Annotated in this window: 10 protein-coding genes; 6 read left to right on the top strand and 4 right to left on the bottom strand. The window is 42.2% G+C overall.

Going from position 1 to position 26,069, the window contains the following annotated elements:
- Window positions 1-264: 264 nt before the first annotated feature.
- The 4 genes from ELX58_RS02975 to ELX58_RS02970 all read left to right on the top strand — a co-directional run bounded on the left by ELX58_RS02975 (window position 265) and on the right by ELX58_RS02970 (window position 1,556).
- Complete coding sequence (locus tag ELX58_RS02975) at window positions 265-639, top strand: DUF805 domain-containing protein (protein ID WP_133441681.1); 375 nt, start codon at window positions 265-267, stop codon at window positions 637-639.
- A gap of 201 nt (window positions 640-840) precedes the next feature.
- On the top strand, window positions 841-1,014 hold the full coding sequence (locus ELX58_RS07830; protein WP_162614610.1) for a hypothetical protein: 174 nt from the start codon (window positions 841-843) through the stop codon (window positions 1,012-1,014).
- Between the two features lie 185 nt (window positions 1,015-1,199).
- Window positions 1,200-1,328: a hypothetical protein gene (locus ELX58_RS08045; RefSeq protein WP_257791761.1), complete on the top strand. Its 129-nt coding sequence runs from the start codon at window positions 1,200-1,202 to the stop codon at window positions 1,326-1,328.
- A 12-nt stretch (window positions 1,329-1,340) separates the two neighbouring features.
- Window positions 1,341-1,556 carry a hypothetical protein gene (locus ELX58_RS02970; protein ID WP_133441680.1) on the top strand — a complete coding sequence of 72 codons (216 nt, stop codon included), beginning with the start codon at window positions 1,341-1,343 and terminating at the stop codon, window positions 1,554-1,556.
- A gap of 180 nt (window positions 1,557-1,736) precedes the next feature.
- Here ELX58_RS02970 and ELX58_RS02965 read toward each other — a convergent pair whose 3' ends face one another.
- The gene (locus ELX58_RS02965; protein ID WP_133441679.1) at window positions 1,737-2,222 is read right to left on the bottom strand and encodes a hypothetical protein; all 486 of its coding nucleotides are present in this window, start codon (window positions 2,220-2,222) and stop codon (window positions 1,737-1,739) included.
- 91 nt (window positions 2,223-2,313) lie between these two features.
- On the opposite strand from ELX58_RS02965, the gene ELX58_RS08040 reads away from it, so the two are divergent.
- Window positions 2,314-2,445: a hypothetical protein gene (locus ELX58_RS08040; protein WP_257791760.1), complete on the top strand. Its 132-nt coding sequence runs from the start codon at window positions 2,314-2,316 to the stop codon at window positions 2,443-2,445.
- 102 nt (window positions 2,446-2,547) lie between these two features.
- Here ELX58_RS08040 and ELX58_RS02960 read toward each other — a convergent pair whose 3' ends face one another.
- From ELX58_RS02960 to spxB, 3 genes are all read right to left on the bottom strand, one after another.
- Window positions 2,548-3,993 (bottom strand): nicotinate phosphoribosyltransferase, encoded by a 1,446-nt coding sequence (locus ELX58_RS02960; RefSeq protein ID WP_133441678.1) that lies wholly within the window; start codon window positions 3,991-3,993, stop codon window positions 2,548-2,550.
- A 51-nt stretch (window positions 3,994-4,044) separates the two neighbouring features.
- Window positions 4,045-5,451 (bottom strand): flavocytochrome c, encoded by a 1,407-nt coding sequence (locus ELX58_RS02955; protein WP_418620994.1) that lies wholly within the window; start codon window positions 5,449-5,451, stop codon window positions 4,045-4,047.
- Window positions 5,452-5,573: 122 nt separating this feature from the next.
- Window positions 5,574-7,373, bottom strand: a complete 1,800-nt coding sequence (spxB, locus tag ELX58_RS02950) for a pyruvate oxidase (protein ID WP_133441676.1) — start codon at window positions 7,371-7,373, stop codon at window positions 5,574-5,576.
- Window positions 7,374-7,756: 383 nt separating this feature from the next.
- On the opposite strand from spxB, the gene ELX58_RS02945 reads away from it, so the two are divergent.
- On the top strand, window positions 7,757-25,939 hold the full coding sequence (locus ELX58_RS02945) for a DUF5776 domain-containing protein (protein WP_133441675.1): 18,183 nt from the start codon (window positions 7,757-7,759) through the stop codon (window positions 25,937-25,939).
- The last annotated feature ends 130 nt before the right edge of the window (window positions 25,940-26,069 follow it).

Genomic DNA, 26,069 nt, shown 5'->3' with positions numbered 1-26,069 from the left:
CAAGGGAGCGATAGACATGACACCAAAAGAATACCGCAAGATTACTGAAAACCGTGCCCGCACGTTACGAATTGAACATCAGCGCAACGAAGCTGAAAAGGACGTTATTCGTAAGATGCGTGAAAGTCGATAATCGTTAAATGCAATTTAATCATGATGATACCGTCAAGAGTAATTCTTGGCGGTATTTTTGTTATAAATGGCCTTGATGAATAAAATAATTTTTGGTATTCTAAACTCAAATTTATTGAAGAAGGGATACTCATGACGTTTTCTAAAGCGTGGCGAGAATTTGGTCATCATTTATTTTCAGCAAAGGGATGCGCAACTCGCAGTGAATATAACTGGGTTGTTATCCCGGTCATGTTGGTGTTTATCTTATTAGCAGTCGTCGGCTTTATCATGCTAGGTCACTATGCTTTAATTATCCCGGGTTTATTTATGATTGGGATTGATATTATCCTAGCGATTTTAATCATGATTTTCGGCTTCTGCCTATTAGCTCGTCGTTATCATGATGTTGGATCTAGTAAATGGAACGCTTTAATGATTTTTATCCCGACGCTTCGTTATCTTGATCTGATTTATATGATGGTGATTCCTCCGGATCCGGAACGAAATCGGAAGTATCAAAATTAAAATAAAATTGTGATACATGATGAAGGCCACGTAGCAATTAATATTGTTACGTGACTTTTATTTTTCTCTTAGCGTAAATTCTCTTTTCTAAAAATTATACTTATAACGTATTAATGCTGCTATTTATTACAAATTATCAAAAACGGTTGATATAATTCGTGATGGATTTGATGTTTTTAGAATTAAGAAAGGTTAATAACAATGAAGCTATACAAAGAATTTGCGTACAGTTCAATTCAAAAGGCTACAGCCGCATTAAATGAATGGTGCAGTGCGCACGCTCAGAACTTTACATATAAAGTGGTCGCCATGACTTACGATAAATATGGGAATGCCGTCATTTTAATTGCTTACAAAGAGCGTTCTAATAATTAGTTAACATAATTACTAATAACGTTTATATATTGGCATAATATATAATTATATAGAAACATATTAAATTCATTTAATATTTATGTTGACAAAGTACAAATAGAGTATATAATCATAATTGTAAAGAGAAATATGGATCTGCTAAAAGATATGTATTTCAATCTTCTTTTTAGAAAGAGATGTCTCCGATGCAAAAGATTAAAAATGTTCACACCCATATGGGTATGAACGGAATTATGAATTTATTGTTTATTGATCGTCAATTTTGCATTTTGAAGTCATCCCAAAGCTTGGAAGGCGGGATGACGAATAGCTGAGGAGGTTTTATTATGATTGAAAAATTAAAACTTACTAAAGATGGCGCCTTAGAATCTTTGCTGAATGCGTCTAGGGCACTCGGTAATGAATGTTCATCTTTAATGAATAAACCTAAATTATTTGGTAAGTTATTGTTTTCAACTCCAGGTAAGTTAAAGCGTGATCGTGTCACCTTACCTGAGGGTCCAACCATGTTGAAACCGCTGGACGCTTCGTCAAGGTCTTGAAATGTAAGACTTTTCGCCAATCCGATAATCGTAGATGTTAATCCTTGAAATTATTTATCTCGTATATAGATGAAATTTAAAACCTGATCCTAATTAATATTAGAACCAGGTTTTTTGTTTCAATATTTAAAAAGAGGCTGAAATTTAATTCAGCCCCTTTATTTTGATAATCAATCTGTTTTAGACGCTTAAATATTCGATTAATTTCTTAAATACTTTTGGCTTATTATCCAAGACTTTCCATTTCTTATTGTCTAGATAAGCCCATTTTGTATTCTTTGGTAATTTTTCAAGCGTCTTTAATTGGTCTAGATGAGCATAACCATTAGCAACATCAAATACGTCAACGTTTTGAGATTGGTTAACGTTTTTAGTGTTGGTAAGGGCCAACTGTTGTTCTGCCTGCATAGCTTTTTGATAAGGCATGACACATTGTAAATGCTTAGACATCGTATGAATTGGGTTGAAGCCATATTTATATAAACTGGCTTTCGGATTACTGAATAGATGTTTTCTATCAAAAGCTTTAACGAAATTGATAATTTTATCCATTGCTTGTGGAATGGTTATCTTATCTCTTAAGCAATTATTCTTTACGGTCTTGATATTGTTAAGTAGTACTTTGATACTACTAGCTAATTTAGCTTTATTGTCTTTGTTTTGCATACTTTTAACCCCGTTTATGATTTAATAACCTTATTATATCGCCTATTCTGTGTTCTAAACATTATTTTGAATTCATATGAAACTAATTAATATGTTTTCTAAAAAAGAACTCAACCTTTTAAATAAAATTATTCCCGATCAACAATTTCTTGATTCTGATCAAGGTATTAAAGCAGCACAAAAAGGCCGTGAGCTTGCTGCTAAAGATGCCGCTCGATATTGATTAGTAATTTTATCGTAAATAAATTTAATAACAAGAATCTAAATAGCGCAACTGAAACGAATTCAGCTGCGCTATTTTTAGTGTTAGTTTAAATATCTATTTCTACAGTTTCTTTAAATACTCCCGAATCTGCTTAATATTATTCTGCTTATTTTCCCAGCATTGTTTTGATAGGTCGACAGGGTAGTATTCAGGATTGATTTGACGCTTATATTCTGGCCATAGTAATGATAGGGAAGTCTTAGCATGCTGCTTAATATCGTTGATCGGTGGTTCGTGATAGACCTGTTTGCCATCTTTAAAAATCGTCTTTAATAATGGTTCAGCTTTAAAGTCAGTCAAGGTCTTATTAATATAGGTATATTTAGGATGGAACATAAATAGTGAATGTTCTTTATTCGGATCTTCACCGTCCATGGTGATGTAATCACCTTGAGATTTACCATCACCACTAGTAATTCGCCAAGTCTGTTTCTTAGCGGGATCCGTAGCTTTAGCCGGATTTTCGGTTAATTTCATGGCGTTCTTCAACTCACCAGTTCCGTCATCAACCGCAACTAGCTTGTAAACACCGCCTAAACTCGGCTGATCATAAGCAGTGATCAATTTAGTACCGACACCCCAGGCATCGATTTTGGCATGCTGCATCTTTAATTGGGTGATGATGTATTCATCTAGACCACTTGAAGAGACGATCTTGGTGTGGGTAAAGCCCGCAGCATCTAACATCTTACGAACTTGTTTGGATAAGTAAGCTTGGTCACCGGAATCCAAACGAACGGCCTTAAAGTTAATCTTGTTGCCCATTTCTTTAGCGACTTTAATGGCCGCAGGGACACCACTCTTCAGGGTGCTATAGGTATCAACTAAGAACGTACAATCGTGATGTGTTTCAGCGTAGGCCTTAAAGGCGTCATAATCATTACCGTAGAGTTCAACTAATGAATGCGCATGCGTACCGGCGATCGGGATGTCGAAGAGCTGACCCGCTAAAACATTTGACGTGCCATCAAAGCCACCGATGTAAGCAGCACGGGCACCCCAGTTAGCGGCAGAAACTTCCTGAGCTCGACGGCTACCGAATTCGACAACGGGATCTTTACCCGCAGCCGCTCTGATTCGAGAGGCTTTCGTTGCGATCAAAGTTTGATAATTGACGATGTTTAGGATCGTGGTTTCCAGTAACTGACATTCTAAGATCGGTCCTCCCACCTGAACGATTGGTTCATTCGGGAAGACCAGGTCACCTTCATGGGCAGAACGAATCGTCCCGTGGAATTTAAAGTGACGTAGATAATCCAAGAACTTCGGATTAAAAAGATGAGTACTCTTTAGGTATTGAATATCCTTATCACTGAAATGTAAATGATTAACAAACTCAATCAAATGCTGCAGACCCGCAAAAATCGCGTAGCCGCTGCCAAACGGATTTTTTCGGAAAAACATTTCAAAGACCGCGTTACGGTTTTGAAGATGCTTGCCCCAAAAAGTCTGCATCATACTAAGTTCATATGCATCAGTATGCATTGTTAAATTGCCTTTTGACATTTAGCACACCTCCGTAAATATATGTAGATTATTAATTATGTAGTAAGAATTTTATTTATTATTTAATTTCTGTAAGTATTGGAACGCACTCTGACCAGCTTTGCGGCCAAAGATTACGGTTTCAGCGATTGAGTTACCGCCCAAGCGGTTGTTACCGTGCAATCCACCGGCAACTTCACCAGCCGCAAATAATCCAGCAATCGGTTTGTCAGCAGAAGTTAAGACCTGTGTAAAACGATTAACTTTTAGGCCACCCATGGTGTAATGAACAGCTGGCCCCACGTGAATGGCATAATAAGGAGTTTGATTAATCGGCCGAGACATCCCAGTCGTCCGACCGAATTGATTATCCTTATGCTTAGACACCATCTGATTCCAGACTTTGATGGTTGACGTAAAATTGCTTGGGCTGACGTTCATATGATGGGCTAAATCATTTAAGTCTGTGCCATGAATTACTAAACCAATCGAATCATAAAAGTCGATTGCTTTAATTTGATTTCTAATTCCCTGATCAAAGACAACATAAGCCTTTTTCTCGGGTAACTTATTAATCGCCGCAGTAACCTTCAAACGGGTATCCAGTTCGTTCGTGAACCGTTGACCCTGCTGATTAATTAAGATTGCACCTTCACCACGAATTGCTTCCGGGATTAAGTAGGCATGAGACGTGTCTTGTTGAACCGTAGGGTGAATCTGGATCTTGGTCATGTCGACTAAACCTGCACCAACGTTAGCGCCTAATTTCAGTCCATCACCGGTTGCGCCAGGCTGATTGGTCGTTCGATAGTGAAGTAAATCGGGTCGATATTTCTTAATGATTGATTTACCGGCACCGAAGCCACCGGTCGCTAAGATAACAACGTTGGAATTGACGTGAACGTCTTTTTGACCTTTAAAGTTGACTGTGACACCGAAGACTCTGGGACCATTCGTCAAGATTCGTGTGACGTGAGCGTGATTAAAGATTGGGATGCTTGCTTGGTCACACAACTTAAGTAAATTTTTGATTAAAAATGCGCCAATTGGGGCATTATTACCAGGACGGTGAGTTCGTGGCATGTGCATTCCACCAGAAATCGTTAAATTTGGCAACTTAATTCCACGTTGATCCAGCCAATCAATGGCCAATGCCGCATGACTGGTGAAATACTGCAGAAGATCGCGGTTGTTTTCTTTGCCACCACCAATGTAGGTGTCACGGTAAAAGTCTTCGTAAGTATCAACGATATGATGCCGAAGCTGAACATCAGTTTCTGCCGCGTTCATACCAGATGATGCACAGGTTGAATTACCGCCTAATTTGGGCATCTTTTCAAAAATGACCGGCTTTAAACCTAATTCATGAGCCTGTAACGCTGCGACTAAGCCTGTTGAACCGGAACCCACGATGATGAGATCATAATCGTGCCTTAAATCCTTAAATTGATTTGGATGAAAGATATATTTACTCATAATAACGTCCTTGATGTGAAGCGAAGCATAATTCCTAGCTCTTACTCCATGAAGGCTCATGACGTATTTAATTTGATAACGGTTTTACACATAATCATTGCTACCTTTATATATGAACTAATTTATTACTTAGTTTGTTTTAAGAAATAAGCAAACGGCTTTAACATCTGACCATCATATTCATCAAAGAACTGACGAAGGGTGTAATGACCACCATTTTCTTTATCCTGACGGTAGGTTGGCGCAACCGTTTCGGTGAGCTGGCCATTCTTGTAACCCATGCGAATATCTTCAACTGGTAAGGCACGTTCATCAACGACACGAGCATCAATTAAGAATGGCTGGCCATGACGAACTGAAGCGTAAGCTTGCTTCAAAGCGCCAGGAATCTGACTAGGCTTGTCAATCGTGACACCGTCAACACCCATGTTCTTAGCGACACCGGCAAAGTTAATGTCTTGTAAGTGTAAACCGAAGAATTTCATTGGGGCATCTTCCTGTTCACCCATGATGAAACCTAAGTCATGGTTAGAGGTTACGATGCTGATGACTGGTAAGTGATATTTATGCAAAGTGACTAGATCCTGGATGACCATTGATAAGGCACCATCACCAAGTAGACCGATTGCAGGGTGCTTTGGATAATTCAATGTGGCAGCCATGGTAGCTGGTAAACGGTAACCCATGGTGGCGTATAATGCGGAAATCGTCCATTTGTGATGATATAAGTTTAAATAACGGAACGTATCGATGATGTTATTACCAGTATCAATTGCATAAATCGTCTTCGGATCGGCAGTCTTGTTTAGCCAGTAGTATAACTGTTGAGTGTGGAGGCGTTTGGTCGACATTGTCTGAATGTGATGCATGTACTGATGCCAGTTCTGGTTATCCTTAACTAAAGCTTGGAAATATGGCGATGGCTTAGCAGGAGTGCTCATCTTTAAAGCTTTCTTTAAAAAGTCACCGGCATCGGACCAAATCCCTAAATCTAAACGGTGGTGCTTACCTAATTCACTCTTATCGTTATCGACTTGAACGTATTTGTATGGATAAGATGAATAGAAGTTAGCGAAGGCAAAGTTACCACCGATGACAATTAGAAGATCTGATGTTGGGATGGCTTCATCAGCGGGCTTACTTGCGGCACGGTTAGCACAGCCTAAGTAACCTTCGTAGTGTGGATCAACTAGACCTTTGGCTAGACCATCGATACATACGGGGATCTGTAACTTCTTGGATAACTTAACAACTAGGTCACCGTTGCCATGGATACCACGACCAACGTGCATTACCGGTCGTTTAGCTTCTTTGACCATCTTTAAGAAGTTTTTAACGTCTTCAGTGGTGGCCTTAGGTTCAACACTTGGACGATCCATTGACTTGGAGTGAGTTGAATATCTTAAGTCAGGGATCTGCATGTAACCAAAATTATTTGGAACGACAACGACTGAGACGCCACGGTTCTTGTAAGCCTGCTTAACGGCTTCGTTAATTACATGCGGGAGACTCTGCGGTGTCATAACGATTCGGTCGTACTGAGCAATGTTCGCAAAGATTGGTGATTCAGGGAATTCCTGGAAGCAATCGTAATTCATGGCAGCATTGCCGACCTGCCCAATTAACGCTAGGACGGGTGAATGATCAGCTTTCGCATCATATAAACCATTGACTAGGTTAGCGGCACCTGGACCAGCGGAACCGAAGCAAACACAGATCGTACCGGTTAATTTAGCGTTGGCACTGGCGGCTAATGCGGCAACCTGTTCATGTCGAACTTGAATAAACTTTAGGTGGTTCTTTTCCTGATCCAAAGCATGCATCAGGGAGTTAACTGAACCTGCTGGATAACCATAGGCTTGTTTAACGCCATATGATTCTAAGACTTTTAATCCGGCTGCGTACGCACTAATTGTTTTTGGCATATTAAGATCTCCTTTAAACAGAGCTGATTTAACTATCATCATTTTTGACTATAGTGAATTTTGTTTATGAAATTGCTTTGGTTTTCTACATAACGCGTGTTCTTTTCCCAAGCTTCAAATCAATATAATGTGAAATGGTCTTTTTTGGACTATTTATCATAAACTGAACCTTTATAAAACTGGTCTAACATTTAGTCACTAAAAGTGGTTTAATATAAATAGTTAATATTAAATGGAATGGATTACATAAAATCCGAATTCTATCAATCGAAGTACAATTTGTGAAATAAACTTGTTTAATTAGTTAAATATTCGTTTAAGGAAGCGTTTAAAATTGCTATATAACAAGAGCCAATTTAAAAAGACTAACGATAAAAAAACTCTTGCACAAGGTCGGTAAGCACTGGGTAACCGTATCGATTGCCATGCTTGCTATGATCGGTGCCGGAGCTGTATCGACTACTTATAGCGAAGACGCGAAGGCTGATAATTCGGCTAATGTGTCGGCATTAAATAATCAGAAGAACGATCCGGCGGCTAACCATTCGTTTAATACGGCAGCCATTACCGAACAGGCCAATGAATTACATGAATCCATGGTAGCTAATGCTAGCCAGAAGGTTCAGCATACCAATCCATTGGGCACCATGCGCTTAGGCGCTGATCACGATAATGATGGTGTCACCAATGCGGGGGTTGCTCAGGGCGGACTTTTATCCCAGCAGATCAGTAAAGATAGTGACGTGATTGATTCAGCCGTGGCTAATGTGGAATCGTTGGCAAACGATCCTGCAGTTACTTCATTCTCAAATGGTGGGGACATTACTAATTCCAGTAGTAATGCTAATCGCGCATCTGCATCAATTGATTCGGCTTCAAATATCATTGCGTCACAGTCAAGCAATTTAGCAAACTTTGATAATGTTCCTGCTAACGTCAGAAGTAATTCATATGATGTTAAAGCTGATCAAGAAGCTACTACTGCAGCCAGTGCCGTAACCGGTGCCGATTCAGTTGCTGTCGATGCTGATGCAAAAGCAGCTGCTAACTTAAGTAGTGAAGCTAGCTCTATATATGCAGCTAAATCAGCCATTAATTCAGAATATTTTGCTCAAAACAAAGATGTGAGTTATTTAAGTTCGATCGCTGTAATCATTAGTGGTGGGGCCAATGTTGCTAAGGTAAATGGCTCACTATCACTAACATATTATTCTAGTTCTTTAGCAGGTAAATCATCGGGTACCTATAATTATGGATCAAAAGGAATTAATGGGACTGTCTTTGAGAGTAGTTATGATAAAGGCTCTGGGACACTAAGTTATGCATACACTGACAACACATCATATGTTAAAAATAGTGGCTATGATGACCCAACCAAATATTCGACATCGTTTATATCAGCTTATGAAAGTGCCGTTAAAGTTAATAGTGAAAATGATAGTGCCGAAATCGAGTCACTATCTTCAGAATTAGTTGCTAATAATCAGTTAGCATCTAATTACATGAATGCCGCAGATTTAGCCATTAATAATGCATCTACCGCTTATTCCATGTTTGCGAATGCTAAATCTTTAGCAAACGATGCGAGTTCCACAGCATCAAGTTATGCGGTTGCTGCATCCAACGAAGGCTCCGACAGCGTAGTTGCAGCAGATAATGATGCCAATAACGCTAGTTTAGAAGTTTCCATGGCTTCTTCCGTAGCATCTGCAGCAGCTAGTTATTCCAATGAAGTGTCTGAATACGCGGATGAGGCCAAAAAAGATGCTGAAAATGCCGTAACGGCAATTGTTACTGATCATAATCCGTATCAGGCGACCATTAATCCGGCAAACCTTTATGCCCGTGATACATATGAAGTTCATGGGGAAAATGGTGATTATGATCCTAGCAATCCAGGTAAGTATAAAGCGGTTACGACGGATGGCGGTGAAACCATTAATGATCAAAACGTATGGTTCTTTAATGATCCGAAAGATCATAATGCCGAAGGATATTGGTTTAGAGATCCTGCACAGCGCATTGTTGAGTATGGCCAAAATTCAACTGGAACTATACAAAGTGGAATTGAAAGTAATGGATTTGCTGAAACGTTCACTAATATTTGGGGCAATGGGATCAACTTTACCTTTGATTGGCGCACGCATAGCTTAATAATTAGTGGTACTGGTACGTTAAATCAAAATAATCATGCCCAAACTGAAGGTGGGTACCATGGTTGGAATGGCGCATACTCTGGTATTAATATGATGTGGAATCCAAATAATCCTAATTATAATAACGTTAGTGATGTGAATTTTCGTCAGGCAGTTGTAGATATTAACCGGATTGCGGGTAATGGTACTAAAAGTGACCAGGGTGATTACGATATAAAATTAGATTCGGCAACCCAGAGTAAGGTTGATAGTTTATTTGAAAATCAAACCTTATCAGATGGTCATGGACACATGATCACATATCAGGATCAGTTCAGTGACATTAATATCCCTAAGTGGCGCCTTCAAAATTCAGATGGAACGATTAAATATAATCCAGATGGTACCGTTACTGTTTCGGATGTAGATGTTAGTCACTATGATGGTTTTCAAGGTAACTCAAAGCCATATTACATTACTATAACTGGTACCATTAAATCTAATAATAATGATTGGAAATTAAAGATTGCTGGACCTAGTGACACAGAATTTAATAAGGGCCTAAACCATGTTTCTGCTCCGTTGGATGCATCGGGGCTATTCTCCGTGGATTCTGGTACCGGTAACACTAATTCTGACAGTGATGTTTCTGGGGTTGCCGGTGGCTTCTGGGGCCATTTTGAATCGATGGACCTTCATAATCTAGATACTTCACGGGTAAAAGATACCGGATATAGTAACACCATGACGGCATCTACTCCAGCACCTAATAGTGGCTTAAATCAATCTGATATGACGCCGGTTCATAGTTCAACCGATAATCCTTACGATGAAAATGGTTGGAGTCGTTTCGTTTCTGAAGATTCAAAGCACCAAAGTACTAATGGTACCTTAAACAATTTACAGTACCTAGAATTACCAGTGGTACCTAAAGATTTTGTTAAACAAGACAGTGATATTGGTGGTTATCGTTCACCATACGCTATTCAAACCACAACGCCTTTAATAGGTCTTAATACTAGGCAGACCGGTGATATTAACAGAACTGAACAGCATAGTTTATTCACTAATTTTGGTGATAAAGGCGATAACACTGATATTAAAATTGTGAACGGTAAACCTGAATTAGTAAACGGTCAGTTTGTACCTGCTAAAACTGATGCTGATGATGTCATAGATCGGTTTGGTAATTCAATCAAGGTTGATAGTGATGATCGTGCTAGTGATTTACCCGTTGGAATTTACTACGCCACCATTCCAGTTAAAGTTAACGTAGTTGATGAAACTCACAATAATCATGTTATTGAGACGGAAAAACAGATTAGGTTACCAATCTTAGCAAAGGCTTTCGATAATTATAGCCAGTTAATTGAGAATGAGGTTAAGAAAGATCAGTTAAACATCTTAAACGGATTTACGATTGATCCACATCAGGATTACGTCGTTCATAACCCTAAGAGTCGTACCGATGCCTTTATTGATATTAAAGTTAAGCCTCAATTTGAAACGGCATTGGTACAGCTTTATGTGGGTGATAATAGTGATAAGACTAATCCTACTGAATTAACGTCAGATACTAGTAATTTCATTAATGGTGATTCTAGTGATGTTAAATATGATCATTCAATCAAGAATTATTATGGTGCTAAACTTCATCCCGTTAATGATGGTAACTACATCGATGCTTTTGTCCATCGTGAAAATCCAGCAATTAATAATCAAAAGGTTTATCGGATTGCGACTAGTACTAATAAGGGTAGTCGTACCGTGACTGAAGATACCATCCCGTTACCTAATTTATCTGATAACCCAGATTTATCTAACTACATCTATGTCGATGATGGTGACGGTACTACCAGTGATACTAAACATAAGGGTAGCCTTAAGATTGGTTATCAAGACGTTGATCCGGCTAATCCTGGTTATACTAAAATCATTCAAGTTCGGATCATGTTAGATCCACAGAATGCAAAGCAGATTAGTAATGATGCTGCTTCAACGAGTAGTGCTGCAAATGCAATTAAGGCTGTCTCCAGTTCTTTATCATCAGGTACATTATCTGTAGCTGGAATTACCAGTAATAGTACGGCACTTAGTTCTGCTCAGGATGCCTTAGCTAAAGCATCCGCTGCAGTTTATGCGGATAGTCAGTACATTGAGAATAGTAGTGCTAACACTTTGACTGGTAAGAATTCTACCGAAGCATCAAGCATTGCCGCTGGTGATAGTAATGCCGCATCGGAAGCCCGTAGCCAAGCTACCGTAGCATTCCATGCTGCGGCCAGTGCCGGTAGTACGATTGCTAGTAATGATGACGCCAGCGCATCCAATGATTACTGGAACGTTGATTCGCAAGATGCATCGATTGCTTCAATTGAATATAATGCTATGGCTACAGGTGCATCTAAGACTGCTGCTAGTACTGCTTATGCAACAGTGTCAGCCCAGGCTAGTAGTGCTTCATCTGCTGAATCGGGTGTTGACTCAGCTAACGAAGCCGCAAGCAGTTACGCATCCTTAGCTGAAGAAGAAAGCTTCGGTGCCGAATCGGATGCCGCTTCAAATGCACGTAATGCTGTAAGTGAAGCTGCCCAGGCTGCATCATATTCAATCATCGTTTCTAGTGCTACTAAGATCGTTGCATCTGGATACAGTGCCGTTACCAGTTACAGTAATGCCGATCACGATGCCGGTATAGTTAACTTCGCTTCGAGTGTCGTAAGCAATGCCAATAAGGATCCGTTTGTGAGTGGTAAGGCTGCAACTGGTAGTAATTTGGCTATTCTACGTAATGATAACGTTGCCACATCGGTTGGTTCTGATTTAACTATAATTAATACGGCTAAAACTACTGTTACTTCTGCATCGGCAACGGTATCAGCTAATGACGCTGGTGAATTAGCTAAATCAACAGCCAAACAAGATGCTGATTTAGCTGCAGCTAATGCTTATAGCGTTGCATTTGATGCCGCCAGTCATGAAGCATCCAATGATGCTACTGTAGCTTCATCATATGCTAATCCAACATCTAATAACGCTTCGTTGGCATCGATAAGTGCCATGGCCGCCATCAGTGTGGCTAACGCTATTCCATCGTATACCGCAGATTATCATGATAGCTTAATTGCTCATGATGATGCGGATAGTGCATTTAGTTCTGCTAGTAATGCATCAAGTGATGCGTCGGTTGCATCCAGTGCCGCATCAGTTGCTATTTCGGCTGCATCCGTAGCTAGTTATGATTATGCTCATAGTAATGACGATGGCAAGAGTGATACCGATAGTGATGCATCCAGTGCTGCATCCGTCGCTTTGAGTGCAGCTACCATAGCTAGTGTTCATGCAAGCGATGCTGATCAAGAATACTCTAGTGCTTCATCTTATGCTTTAGAAATCGTTAGCTTATCAAGTGAAGCCTCAACCATGACCAGTCTATCAATTGCCGCTAGTGAATCGGCTTCACGTGCTGCAGCTAGTGCGGCTGGTGCTCAGGGTACTGACTTGGAAGCTAATAGTGCCAGCACTGCTGCATCCGTTGCTGTAAGTGCTGATAATATTATTAGCAGTGGCAGTATGTTAAGCATGAGTAATGGCATCCCATTAGCCAGCGGTTCAATTGGAATTAGTGGTGCTACGTTATCTGATAGTATAACCGCGGATAGTTCTGCAGCGGCAAGTTATGCTGCATCAGCAAGTGCTGACGCTTTTAATGCTATTAAGTATCAAAATAGTGCCAGTAGTGATGCACATAGTGCTTCATCATACGCAAGCGATGCAAGCGCCGATGCATCACAGGGTATTGCCAATAGTACTAAAGCTATCAATGATAGTACCAGTGCGTCGATTGCGAGTTCATCAGCTTCATCTGATAGTGCTAAGGCTTTGAGTTATGCAGAAGACGCATCTACTGCTGCGTCAAATGTTGTATCTTTGGCAACTAAAATCAATAGTGTTGCAATTGACCTTCACAACAGTTATTTGAATACCCAAGATTCTAAATCAGCTAGTTCAGAAATTGTGACTGCTCAGACTGATGCCAATTCTGCTAGTGCAAGTGCCGCCAGTGCTAGTGCTAATAATGGTGATATTAATGGTAACGCTCAGGGTGCTGCTAATAATGCTAGTTCAGCAATGAGCTACATTAATTCAGCTAATACGTATCATAATTCAGATGCTAATACTACTACCGCTATTAATGGTGTAATCAGTGAAGCTACATCAGCTAGTAATGAAGCTTCTTATGAAAGTTCGTTAGCATCCAGTGCTAATTCGGTTGCTCAATCTGCATCAACAACGGCTATTGAAGCATCAAATAGTGCAGCATCTGATTCAACGACGACGTACTATCATTCATCGAAAGAGCCAATGACTTCAGCAGATGGAGCTAATATGACATCCTTCAATACTTTGTATTCAGGAATTGACAGTATTAGTAGTAATAATGATGGTACATATAAGTACTATAAAGAAATAAATGTTACATCTTCGACTTCATCATTTACTAGTGCTCACGATACAACGGAAACTGTAACGTATACTGGGTCTGTAGAAGAAACATTTACGCCAAGGGGTACTTCAAAGCCAACTAGTATGAAAGGTACTAGTGGTAACTATACCTATTACAGTCTTATTAATTCATCCTCTACTAGTGAATTTACTGTTAATTCTGGATCACTTAGTAGTCGTGCTACAGCATGGATATATTCTGGTTATGTAACCGATTCAACAGCTAAACCTAGTTATGGATCGGACAGTGTTATTGGTAGTAATGGAACATATAAATTCTATATGATGTCATCTTCTGATAAGACATTTACAGCATCAATTGGTAGTACTAGTAGTAGTGCTACTTCTTATGAATATTCTGGATATGTTGAAACACAAATTACTGCTGACTCCAGTATTGATAGTATGAGTAGCACTGGAACTGGTAGTTATATCTATTACAAGGCTGTTACCAGTAGTTCAACATCAAACCTTAGTAATAATGTAGTTCCTGGCCCATTTACAGACAATATTCCCGGAACGACTGAGTCGTCCACTTATAGTGGCCAAATGGAAAGTGTAATGAATAACGATAGCAATGTTTCAATTACTAATAGTAATTACACTTATACACCTGTAAGTATGAATGGCAGTCGAGGTAATTATAAGTATTACTACATGAATCCTGAGGTACCAACTGATGGGAATACACCTACAGAAGATAGTAAAGTTACTTATACAGATTCAAATAAGTCTGCTGCCGCTTCCGATGCCGCCAAAGCTGAAATTGCTTCATCAATCGCTAGTTCCACTAGTTCAGTAGTTGCCTCAGCAAGTAATGCAGTAAACGCTGCCTCTACTGCTGCTGCAAATGCTAATGGTAGTGCTCAAACGATCGTAAAGAGTCTAGCTAATTCAGCTGCTGCATCGGCATCCGTAGTTGCTTCTACCGCGGTTCAGAGTGCAAATGGCTACAATAGTCCAATTTCTACTGAATTTAATAGCTTTACTAACGCCACTAATAGTTTGAATACGGCATCCCAGTCGACCAGTTCTGCAAAGAGTGCTGACGCTCAGTACGATAATTCATCAGCTAATAACTACATTAATCAGCAGAGTTCCATTGCCACCAGTGCATCGGAGGTCATCGCTAGTGCCAGTGCTGCATACCAGAGTGCTAGTCAACAGGCATCACTTGATGCTGGATCCGGATCTGGATCGGTAAAGTCAGCTTCATATGATGCGACTAATAAAACGATTAGTCTTGTAAATTCATCCGTAAGCGGTGCTAAAGCATATCAGAGTAATGTGATTAATGATTCTAAGGATGCAGGAACAGCTAGTGCTTCTGCAGCATATTCTGATGCCAGTTCCGCCGTTAGCGATGCCTACAATGCCGCTTCGGTAGCTAACGATGCATCGTTACAGAGTAGCCTCGCCAGTTCAGCTGCTTCCGTGGCCGCCAGTGAAGCTAAAATCGCTAGTACGGCAGCCGTTAGCGCAAGCAGTGCTATCCAGAGCTTGAGTAATTCTCGTTATAACTCGAATTCCGCCGCAGCCATGATTGATGCTAACAAGGCTAGCCAGAGTGCTTCCTTAGCATCCAACGATGCTGCAAGCGCCAGCGCTAGTCAATCGGTTGGTTCAACGGCTCAAAGTCAAGCTGCCAGTGCTAACAGTGTCACGGCTTCGTTAAGTGATTCCGTAGCTAAGATGAATAACGCTACATTAAATAATGCGTTGAACAATGATGCTTCGATTGCGAGTGCTGATGCTAATTCGGCTAATAATGAATTGGCTAACGCAAGTAAGGATGCTGCCAGTGCTTCATCGGCCGCAGCTTCCGCAGCCAACGCTGCCCAAAGCGCATTATCTGCTGCCAACGGTGGTAGCCTTAGTGGTGCTGAGAGTGGTAGTACTTCCGCTCAGACTGACAGCGTTTCTGCAAGTAATGACGCTTCATCGGCATCGTTAGAAATCAGCTTAGCCCAAAAGGCGGCTGCCGATGCCATGGCTCATGAACACGATGCTGAAAGTCTGGTTAACAGCGCCAAAGTTGCTAGTAACGGTGCTAGTGATAACGCATCGTTGACCACGAGCGTGGCATCCAGTGCTTACCAGGACAATTACGATGTTCAGTCCGAATCATTCAACATCACGAGTGATTCCAACGCAGCGGCTTTGAATAGTGGGTTAGTTCAACAGTTAGAGCACAATCGTGATAACATCAACATCTTTAACAGTAATGCGTCGGCATCCAACGCTATGACTTCATACTCAGCTGCCGAAACGAGTGCTAACGCCATTGAAAATGGTGCCAAGCATGATGCTAACGTTGCATCCAATAACGCTAGTAACGCTTACTCTGTTGCATCGAGTGCCGATAGTGCTGCTCAGTCTGACTTTAAGGCTAACAATTCTGCATCGGTTGCGTCAGATGAAAAGAATGCCTATAGTGCTTTGACTAGTGCTATTGCCGCATCGACCTTAGCAAGTAGTGCTGACGTGCGTGCTTCCAGCGCATCGGTCGTTGCCTCCAATGCCGAGAGTGATGCTAGCAGCATGGTCACGAGCTTAACCATTTCAGCTGAAAATAACAATCCATCGAGTGCTTCAGCCAACGCATCGAGTGCTGCTTCGTCAGCTAATAATGCAGCTAAGAGTTTGAGTTCGATGGCATCCAATCATTTTAGTAACGCTACCAGTGCTAGTTCCACGATTGCCAGTGCCATCAGTGGGATGTCATCTGCTAGTGGCTACGGTGATTCGTACGCAACGTCAGTAATTAATTCTGATAAGGCGGTTGCTAATAACGCTAGTGCAACCGTAAGTAATTACGTAAGTGACATCACTAGTTTGAGTAATCGTGCATCTAACGCGGCTAAGTTCGCTAATTCTGAGATTAGTAGTCTTAATGATGATAAAGCCAGTGGAAATAATGCCGGAATGTCACAAGCGGCTCAATTGATCAGTGCTGATAATCAGGATGCTAACCAGGCTTCTAGTCAGGCTTTGTCTGAAGCCGTTGATGCTAACCACTTAGCTGCTGATGCACAAAGTGCTTCGATTAACGCAAGTGCTATGACCAGTGTCGCTTCAGCAATTGCGAACGCCCGTGCCGCTTCTGTTAATGCAAGCAAGGCGAGTGTATTTGCATCGCAAGCTACGGATAATAGCCAGAGTACGAGGGATGCTAATACAGTTGCTTCGAGTGATGATAGTGCTATTACTTCTGTAAGTCAGGCTGTAGCTACGCAGTTCCCTAATAATGTAACTGTAACGAGCTATAGTTCATTTGCTTGGAATAATAATGATGAAAACTACACGGGGTCATATGTAACGACTCAGTCATTTGATAGTTCCAATTCAAAAGCTAACGTTGAAGTAGCTAATTACACAAGTAGCGCCAATGATGAAGCATCGTCTGCTAGTTCATACAATTCCTTAGCTTCAAGCTATGCTAAGGCTGCTAATTCAATTGCCGCTGAAGCATCAGCTGGTGCTAGTCAGGCGGCCGTTGATTTAGCTCATAGTGATGCTGAAGATGTGAACGCCGATAGCGTCAAGGTTTCCAACGAAACTAGTCAGGTAAGTCAGGATGAAGCCAGTGCATCTAGTGCTGCAGGTAGTGCATCAACTAATGCATCCGAAGCTAACGTTAACTTAGCTAAAGCTCAAAACGTTCTTAATAGCTTAAAGAATGCCGGTCAAACGGCTGCTTCAAACTCTAGTGAAGCAAGTACCGCTGCATCATCGGCTAATAATTACCTTAAAGGTAGCGCCAGTACCGATGCTCAAGGTCACATCTATGTCAACATGATGTCCAATAATTCATCGGCATCTAGTGCAGCCGTTGTGACATCCAATGCTTCAGCATCTGTATCAAATGACGTCAACTCAGTTAAGGCTTACAGCAACGGTTCGAACACGAGTGCCTTTAGCTCCTTAAATAGTTACAACAATTTGGCTAATAATTACAATAGTACGGCTGATTCAGCTAGTGCCATTGCCGCAAGTGCATACAATACCGCATCGAGTGCAACGAATGATGCTCTTAAGCAGTCTACCAGCGCTAGTCTTGCTGCTAGTCAAGAACCAAATTCTAAGGGCAGCGATGATGCTAGTGGTAGCGTTGCTTTAAGCGCTGCGAATGCCGCTGATAGTGATAATGCATTAGTTAGTTCTGAATCAACGGTTGCCAGTCAAGAAGCAAGTATTGCCGCTATTGCTGCATCAGAAGCTAAGCAGATTCATGTCAACGCCGACAGAATTGCTTTAAGTTTAGCTAACTCTGCAGCTCAAGATGCGTCAACCAGCGCTAGTTCAGAAAACGTAAGTACTAGCCGGATGGCTTCGTACGCAACGATTAATAACGGTATCGTTTCATCCGCTAATTCCGTTGCGGCTAGTGCATCGACAGTTACCAATTCGATTAACGCTGTCGTATCAGGATCGGTTCTAAGGCAATCGATTAAAGACCGGATTTCGACCGATAACCATATTGCTCAGAGCGCATCAAGTGCCATTTCAAGTGCTAATAGTGGGTATGCTTCAGTAGCGGCCAGTGCATATAGTCAGGCAAGTACGGATTCCATCAATGCTTCAAAGGATGCATCGAACGCGAGCGTTGAAGCATCCAGTGCTGTTGCGGCCGCCAATGCTGATCACATTACTGACGCGTTAGCTCAGGCATCTGAAGCAGCTTCAAATAATAGTGCTGCTAACAGCGCTAAATCGGATGCAATCATCCAATCAAATGCCGTTAGTAATGCAGCCAGTGATGCAGCTAACGCATCGTCCGCCGCATCCAGTGCCGCTAGTGATGCCGCTAGTTTAATCAACTCGATTGTTAATAATAATTTGTCGAGTGCTCAAGGTAACGCTTTGAAGTACAAGAATAATGCAGATGCTTCCGCTGGAGTCATTAGTGCTGACGTTACCAGTGCATCTACTAGTGCACATACTGCTAGTGGTGACATTTCATCGTTAATCAATAGTAAAATCAGTAAGTTTAATAACGCTGTGGCTACCAACCAAGCTAATAATGATTCAGTCACCGCCAGTTCGGCATCGAACGTTGCCAGCTCGGCAAGTGCTGAAATCGTTAGTGATAAAAACGCCGCTAATGCAGCTAAATCAGCTGCTGATGCTGACTACACTAAAGCAACAGCTAAAGGTGTTGATAATTCAACGGCTTCCAGTGCGGCTAGTGACGCCAGTCAGCAAGCACAAGTTGCTAGTTCCGCTTCGATTGATGCTAGTAATGCTTTGACGATTGCTAACAGTGCTGCTGTAGTTGCTTCAAATGCTGAAAAAGATGCTGAATCAATTGCCGATAGTTTGAGTAATACTAATTCGGCATCAAGTGATGCATCGATTGCAGCTAGTGAAGCCGGTAATTCTGCGGCATCTGCTCAAGGATGGAGTGCTGGAGCTCAGAGCGCTTACAGTAACGCCAGTTCAGCTAACTCACAAACGATTGCTGACAGTACATCGGCTCTTCAATTTAGTAACTCAGCAGCTAACGCTAGTTTGTCACAGGATTCTAGTTCCGCAAGTTCAGCCTTTGCAGCCGCTAGTTCAGCCAGTGTCACCGTAGCCAACGATATTTCCGCAGCTAACAGCGCTGCTAAGTCAGCAGCTCAAGAAGCTACTAACGCTAAGAATGATAATAATGATCCAGTGGCTGCCGCCAGTGCTGCCGCTAGAGCTCAGAGTGACAGTAACGTTGCCGAAAGTGCATCCAACGCTGCAAGTAACGATGAAAATACGGCATCCAGTGCCGCCTCGGTTGCGGACGTTGCGCAATCCTCAGCTGACAGTACGTTAGCTAGCTTAGAAAATATCCGGAATAGTACGTTAGATTCATATGCTTCAGATGCTGCTAAACACGCATCGAATGCTGAAAACGACGCCTCGAATTCTCAGTCAGGTGCTGAAAAGGATAGTGCCATTGTTGATACAGATAACAATGTTGCTACTAGTGCTTTTAATGTGACTAGTGAAAATAGTGTTACGGCACAGAAAAATAATGAAACCGCATCTGATAATAATTCAATGAATACTTACATGTCAGAAGTATCTAAAGCTCGAGGCGTTGCGGTAAACTTATCTTCAGCTGCAAATAGATATACGTCATATGCTAAATTACTTTCTTCTGCCGCATTAAGCGTTGCAAACGATGCTGCTTCTGCCTCATTAGCATATAATGTTTCTGAAGCATCTGATTATGATAGAGAAGCATCTGTTGAAGATGAAAATGCTAGTATGGTAAGCTCTACTGTTTCATATATTGCGTCATTGGCATCTCATAATGCATTAGTTGGAAGTGATGCTGCTAAATCAGCTAATAGCTTGTTGACCAGTTTGGTTGATAATCAACGGACGACTTCAGAAAACGCATCCCGTGCCTCAATTGATTCATCCGAAGCGGCTAGTGATGCTTCGTTAGCTAATGATGATGCTAACATGGCTAGTAATACAGTCACACCAACCGCGGCTAATAAGCAAAACACGATTGATATTAGTAATACTGATGCCAACTACAACAACAGTTCTGCGGCTAGTCGCTTAACGAGTGACGTAAATGCCGCTAGCTTAGCTTCTAGTAATGCGGTTAACTACAATAACTTAGCAAAGAGTGCTAACAGTGTGGCATCATTAGCCGCTAAGCATGCGAATGGCAACGGAGCAAATTCTAGTGATAGTACAACGGCTCAATCGCCATACAATAATTCGTACGCCGGTGATTACTACGAAGCATCTAGTTATGCTCATGCGGGTGACAAGAGTGATACCGCTAAATACACGACCCGTGCTGACAGTGATAACTACTTAGCTAGTTCGGCCTTAACGGTTGCTAATTCACTGGCATCGGCCGCTAGTTCAGCTGAATCAACTGCCAGTGCCGCTTACAGTGATGCTCGTAGTATCAACGTCAGCTTGTCGGCATCGAACTTCGCTTCCATAACCGCAAGTTATGCATCCAACGTGGCTCGTGATCAATCCAACGTTTATTCAGGTGTCATGAGTGATCACAGTAACGCATCGGTTGAAAATGACTTGGCATCAAGCGCTATGAATAACGCCAACAGTGCTAGTTCTGAAGCTGCTGAAGAATTCAGTGGCAATCCATCATTAACTAGTATGAGTACGTTTAGTCAGGAAGCATCGAACACAGCATCGGATGCTGCTAAACAGGCATCTGTAGCATTCAGTGCTAAAGCAGTCGCTGGCAGTGCCAATAGTGAAGCCCAGAGCTTAAAGGCTGATGCGTTATCCGCTTCAAGTGCTGATGAACCAACGAAAGCATCATTAGATGCCAGTCAAGCATCGAATGATAATAACGAAGCTAGTCAAGCTAGTCAGTCTGCATCGAGTGCTGATGTGGCCGCAGTCGCAGATGCCAGTGCAGGTAGTGCGGCTGCCAGTTCTGCTGATAGCTTACTGGATGCCTTGAAGAACAGCGCTGCCGCCGGGAGTGCCATTGATTTGACGAGTGTATCCAATGCTGTAACGTCGGCTTCCTCAATCATGAGTGCTATGAGTTCAATCGTGGTTACTAAGTCAACATCCGCATCGAACGGCAGTAATTCAGCCGCAAGCATGCAGGACAGTGATGATAACAGTGCAGACTCAACCGCCTTTAGCTTAGCTAGTTCCGCTAACTTAGTAATCAGTAGTGCCCAGAGCGTCGTTACTTCTGCCTCGAATGAAATCCATAGTGATAGTTCATCAGCTAAAGATATGGCAAGTACCAGTGCTCAAAGGGAATCGGCAGCTAACCAGGCTGATTCAGCATGGTCTGCAGCTAGTTCCGCAGTTAAAGTCGCTGAAGCTGAATCCAATATCGTGGTTGCCGCTAGTTCCGCAGCTAAAGCTGCTGCAACGGGCGCTAAGAATACGAACGACAGTGCATCGGCATCGGTTGTCAATGCTGAAGCTGATCGTTACGCATCCTTAGCCGCCAGTCATAAGGCTAACGTTGATCAAGACGTTGCATCCACTGGTTCATCTGCTGATGGCGTAATCACCAGTGCAAGTAATGTGACATCAAGTGCTGCATCAACCGTTGCTTCCGCAAGTGCAATCGTGGGCAGCAATGCTTCAATGAGGCATTACAGCAGTATCGATTCAAGTGCTAAGAACGTAATTGATGCCCAGTCCGCTATCATGTCGACTGAGTCAGCTAGTGCTAGTTCAGAAATGAATAATGCTTCAAGTGCAGCTAGTGCTGCGGTATTAGATTCATTGGTTGGTGATACTAGTGGAGCTAAGAGTGAAAACGCTAGTGCATCGATTGATGATGCGAACGCCAGTGCCGACAGCTCCAAAGCTTCGAGTGCGGCATCGACCGCATCGAGTGCTGCTAGGAATGCAGTGACTGCGGCTATTGATGCTACTACCTTAGCTAATAGTGTGAAGAACGGTAACCAATCACTTGCTCAAAATGCGCAGATGGCTTCAAGTGTTGTCTCAACGATTAACACTAACCTAGGTAACGCTAGTTCTGCATCGTCCGCTGCTCACAGTAATTCTGCTGCAGCTTCCGGTTACAGTAATGCTGTAACGTCATACAGTAACGAACTTGCTAATTCATACAATAACAGTTCAGCTACTTCGCGGATGAATAGTGATAGCAACGCTGCTTCGGTTGCCGATAGTCAAGCTAACTCCGCTAGTTCGGTTGCTTCAAGTGATAGCATTAAAGCTAGTTTAGTGGCTCAAGACGCCAGCGCCATGGTACAGATTGCTAATTCAGCATCGGCTAACCCAACTCAGCCAAATGCTAAGCAATCGGCTGCAAGTGCCGTAACCCGTGCTCAGCAGGATAGCTTAACGGCTAGTTCTGCAGAGAGTGATGCGGCATCGGCTGCTAGCGCGGCTAGTTTAAACAGCCAGATGGGTAGCATTGCATCGAGTGACGCTAGTGAGATTATCGTAAGCCTAGCATCGTCGGCTGCTAAACACATTGCCTCGAGTTACGCATCCAACGCTAACCAGCAGGCTAACAACGCCAGTGAAAACAACAGTGATGTTGTTTCTGGCTCATCCGCTGAGAATAATAGTCAGGCTAACGACAGTTCTGATGCCACGAGCGGTAATAACCAGGCTGCTAAGGCTAAGTCATCGATCAGCAATGATACTAATCCTAGTGATAATGTTGCTAAGAATAAGATCTCTGCCGACGCATTAAACGCAGCTAAAGCTTCTGGTGACGCTAAGACTCAGTCATCCAGCGCATCGGGTGATGAAAAAGCCGCAAGTACTCAGGCATCGATTGCTTCAAGCGCTGCCAGCGCCGCAAGTTCAGCCGTTGCAAAGGGTGATTCGAGCACCGCAAGTCACGATGCCAGTGTTGCATCCAGTGCTGCTAAGTCAGCTAGCTCTGCTAATTCAGGTGCGGTAAACGCCGCATCCACAGCATCTAGTGATGCCCAGCAGGCTTTATCCGCGGCCAGTGATGCTCAAAATTTACTCAATAGTGTAAGCAACAAGAGTGATACCGCTGATCAGAACGGTAAGACTGCATCTACGGCATCGACCGACGCTGCTAAGTATGCATTTTCTGCTAGCTCAACAGCTAAGGTCATGAACACTTCTAGTGCTAACGACTTCAACAGCAGCAGTGCTACTAATTCGTTAAGCGTTGAAGGCGCTTCATATAATAATAGCTCAGCTGACAGTAGCTTAGCCGTAGATTCAAGCGTTGCTAGTGAAGCATCGAGTCAGGCCAGTTCAGCTAACTCGGTTGCTAACGACGCTAATTCCGTTGCTAGTTCAGCAACCTTTGCTGCCAGTGTTGACGATAGCATCGCTAATTCCATTGCTAGTGGAACGCCAACCGGTCAGAAGAGTTCTGTAGCCGCCAGTGCCGCTACTAAGGCTCAGTCCTACGCAGCCTTAGCTAGTTCTGCTAACAGTGTGGTTCAGTCAGCATCTAAAGTCGGTAACCTTGACAGTTCTGCTGAAAGTACCGCCGAAAGTTTAGCCCAAAGTACGGTTAACAGTTTATCCGAGGTAACGACTAACTTAAGTTCTCAAGCTTCAGCTGATAATGCATCAGCTAACGCTAGTTCAACCGCTGTTCAAAATAACAGTAGTGCTAATCAATCTGATAACTCTGCAATTTCTGGATACAGTAATAGTTCAATCGTTACAAGTTCCGTTGCTCAAAGCCTAGCTTCTGATAGTAGTGCTGCTAATTCAGCAGATAGTGATGCTTCAATTGTAAGTTCAATTGCTGCTAACGCGTCTGCTGTTGAAGCTGGTGAAGTCAGTGCCGCCAATCGTGATCATAGTGATGCTAACAGTGTTGCTTACAGTTCCGCTGTCAGTGCTGCTCAGAGTGCATTGGCAATTGCTAATTCTGCCGCAAGTCGCGCTAACCGTGATTTTATGGTTGCATCTAATGCCGCTAGTTATGCCAACAGCATTCTTGGTTTATTAAAGAACAGTGTCGCCGCTGACGAAGCCGCTGGTGCCACAATGGCCTCTAGTCTTGCTGAATCAGCAAGTAAGAACATGGAAGCTGCAAAGAAAGCTCAAGAAGCTAAACAGATTGCTGAGCATAAAGCTGCTAAAGCTGAATATCAGACTAAGTCAATCCACTTACCAGCTAACACTACACCTACTCAAGCCACTAAGGTTGTTGACCGCTTAGATGTTGACCAGACCGCAACCTTTGGTGACAAGTTAAGTATTACTCGTAAACCAACCCTTAGTTACTACAGATACCTGATGACCTTAAAGCCAGTCTTGGCTAACAAGTACATTGCTGGTCGTCGGACTAATAAGACGGTTACGATCATGCCACGTGGTGACGAAGCTAAGATTGAAAAGGTCTTCAATATAAAGCAGAGTCGTCGTAATGTGAAAGCATTCGAGATCACGCTTGGTAAGCAACGTTACTTCGTTCAGGATCAGACTAGAGCGATTACCAATGCTTACTGGCAGACGAATGACTTGAAACGCGCTATTGCTCATGATCATTCTAAAATTGCTACTGTAACTAGAGAATGTATCATTTACAACAGTTCTCATTACACATCACGGCGTGCCATTAAAGTGGTTCCGATTGGGACTCGCGTCAAGATCAAGCAAGTCATCACGATTGGTAAGAAGGGTAATTACCAGACTCGTTTCGAATTAACGAATGGTGATTACATCACTTCTAATAAGCGTTACACAACGCTTAAGAAGTCGAATCTTAAGCCAACTAAGCATATGCGTCAGATTAGCAAGCATAACGTTCAGAAGATGAACGCCAAGATTACTCAACAATGTGAAAATGCTTACCTGAAGGCTCATCCGTATTCTGACGCCACCGTTAAGGCCGTTAGTCAGATTAACTTCAACGGACCTGCTAAACACGTCTTTACCAAGAACGGCTTAGCTAAGGCTCTTGATGCTGCTCAACCAGGTCAGGTAATTAGTTACTATGGTACCAGGATGGCGGCTCTTGATAAGTGGACTCATTGGCGTTACTTCATGGTTACCAAGGATACCTTAGCCTATCACTTCATTTTGGGTGTTGGTAATGCTAAGGTTAACAACATTCTTCGGATTCATCACGCAATTACGATCTTCATCACTAAGATCATTGCGGTTCATGGTAAGAAGCGTAACTACATCCGTTATGAATTTAAGGCTAACCATCATAACTACTGGGTAACCGCCCGTGAAGATTACGTACCGAACTCGTACTTACAGAATCGTGACTTTGCTAGACGGGATGCGCATTACGTTAAGGTAATTCGCCCATGCCGTCTGTACATTGATCGTCATTATAACAATAAGACATTAGTTAGTAATGTTCGTGGGGGGATCTTCCACGTGAAGAAAGTTATTTTCATCAACCACCCAAGTTGGGAACAGACACGTCTGGTATTGACGAACGGTAATTACATTACGGCTAATAAGAACTTCGTGAAGATTATTAAGTAATAAGAATTAAATAATTAGATGTTTTATGAAGATTCACTGTGAAAGGTGGGTCTTTTTTGTTTGGAAAATTATTTAAATAATGTCAAAAAATATCGCGAAATAGCAGAGGATTTCATGCTATTTAATGAAA

Source organism: Acetilactobacillus jinshanensis (assembly GCF_004359375.1).
GTDB lineage: Bacteria > Bacillota > Bacilli > Lactobacillales > Lactobacillaceae > Acetilactobacillus > Acetilactobacillus jinshanensis.
This window is presented reverse-complemented; position numbering and strand designations above follow the sequence as displayed.

Excerpts from the sequence above, each read along its gene's own strand:
- spxB (WP_133441676.1), bottom strand. The coding sequence starts at position 7,373 with ATGCCAAAAACAATTAGTGCGTACGCAGCCGGATTAAAAGTCTTAGAA.
- ELX58_RS02970 (WP_133441680.1), top strand. The coding sequence starts at position 1,341 with ATGATTGAAAAATTAAAACTTACTAAAGATGGCGCCTTAGAATCTTTG.
- ELX58_RS02960 (WP_133441678.1), bottom strand. The coding sequence starts at position 3,993 with ATGTCAAAAGGCAATTTAACAATGCATACTGATGCATATGAACTTAGT.
- ELX58_RS08040 (WP_257791760.1), top strand. The coding sequence starts at position 2,314 with ATGTTTTCTAAAAAAGAACTCAACCTTTTAAATAAAATTATTCCCGAT.
- ELX58_RS02975 (WP_133441681.1), top strand. The coding sequence starts at position 265 with ATGACGTTTTCTAAAGCGTGGCGAGAATTTGGTCATCATTTATTTTCA.
- ELX58_RS02965 (WP_133441679.1), bottom strand. The coding sequence starts at position 2,222 with ATGCAAAACAAAGACAATAAAGCTAAATTAGCTAGTAGTATCAAAGTA.
- ELX58_RS08045 (WP_257791761.1), top strand. The coding sequence starts at position 1,200 with ATGCAAAAGATTAAAAATGTTCACACCCATATGGGTATGAACGGAATT.
- ELX58_RS07830 (WP_162614610.1), top strand. The coding sequence starts at position 841 with ATGAAGCTATACAAAGAATTTGCGTACAGTTCAATTCAAAAGGCTACA.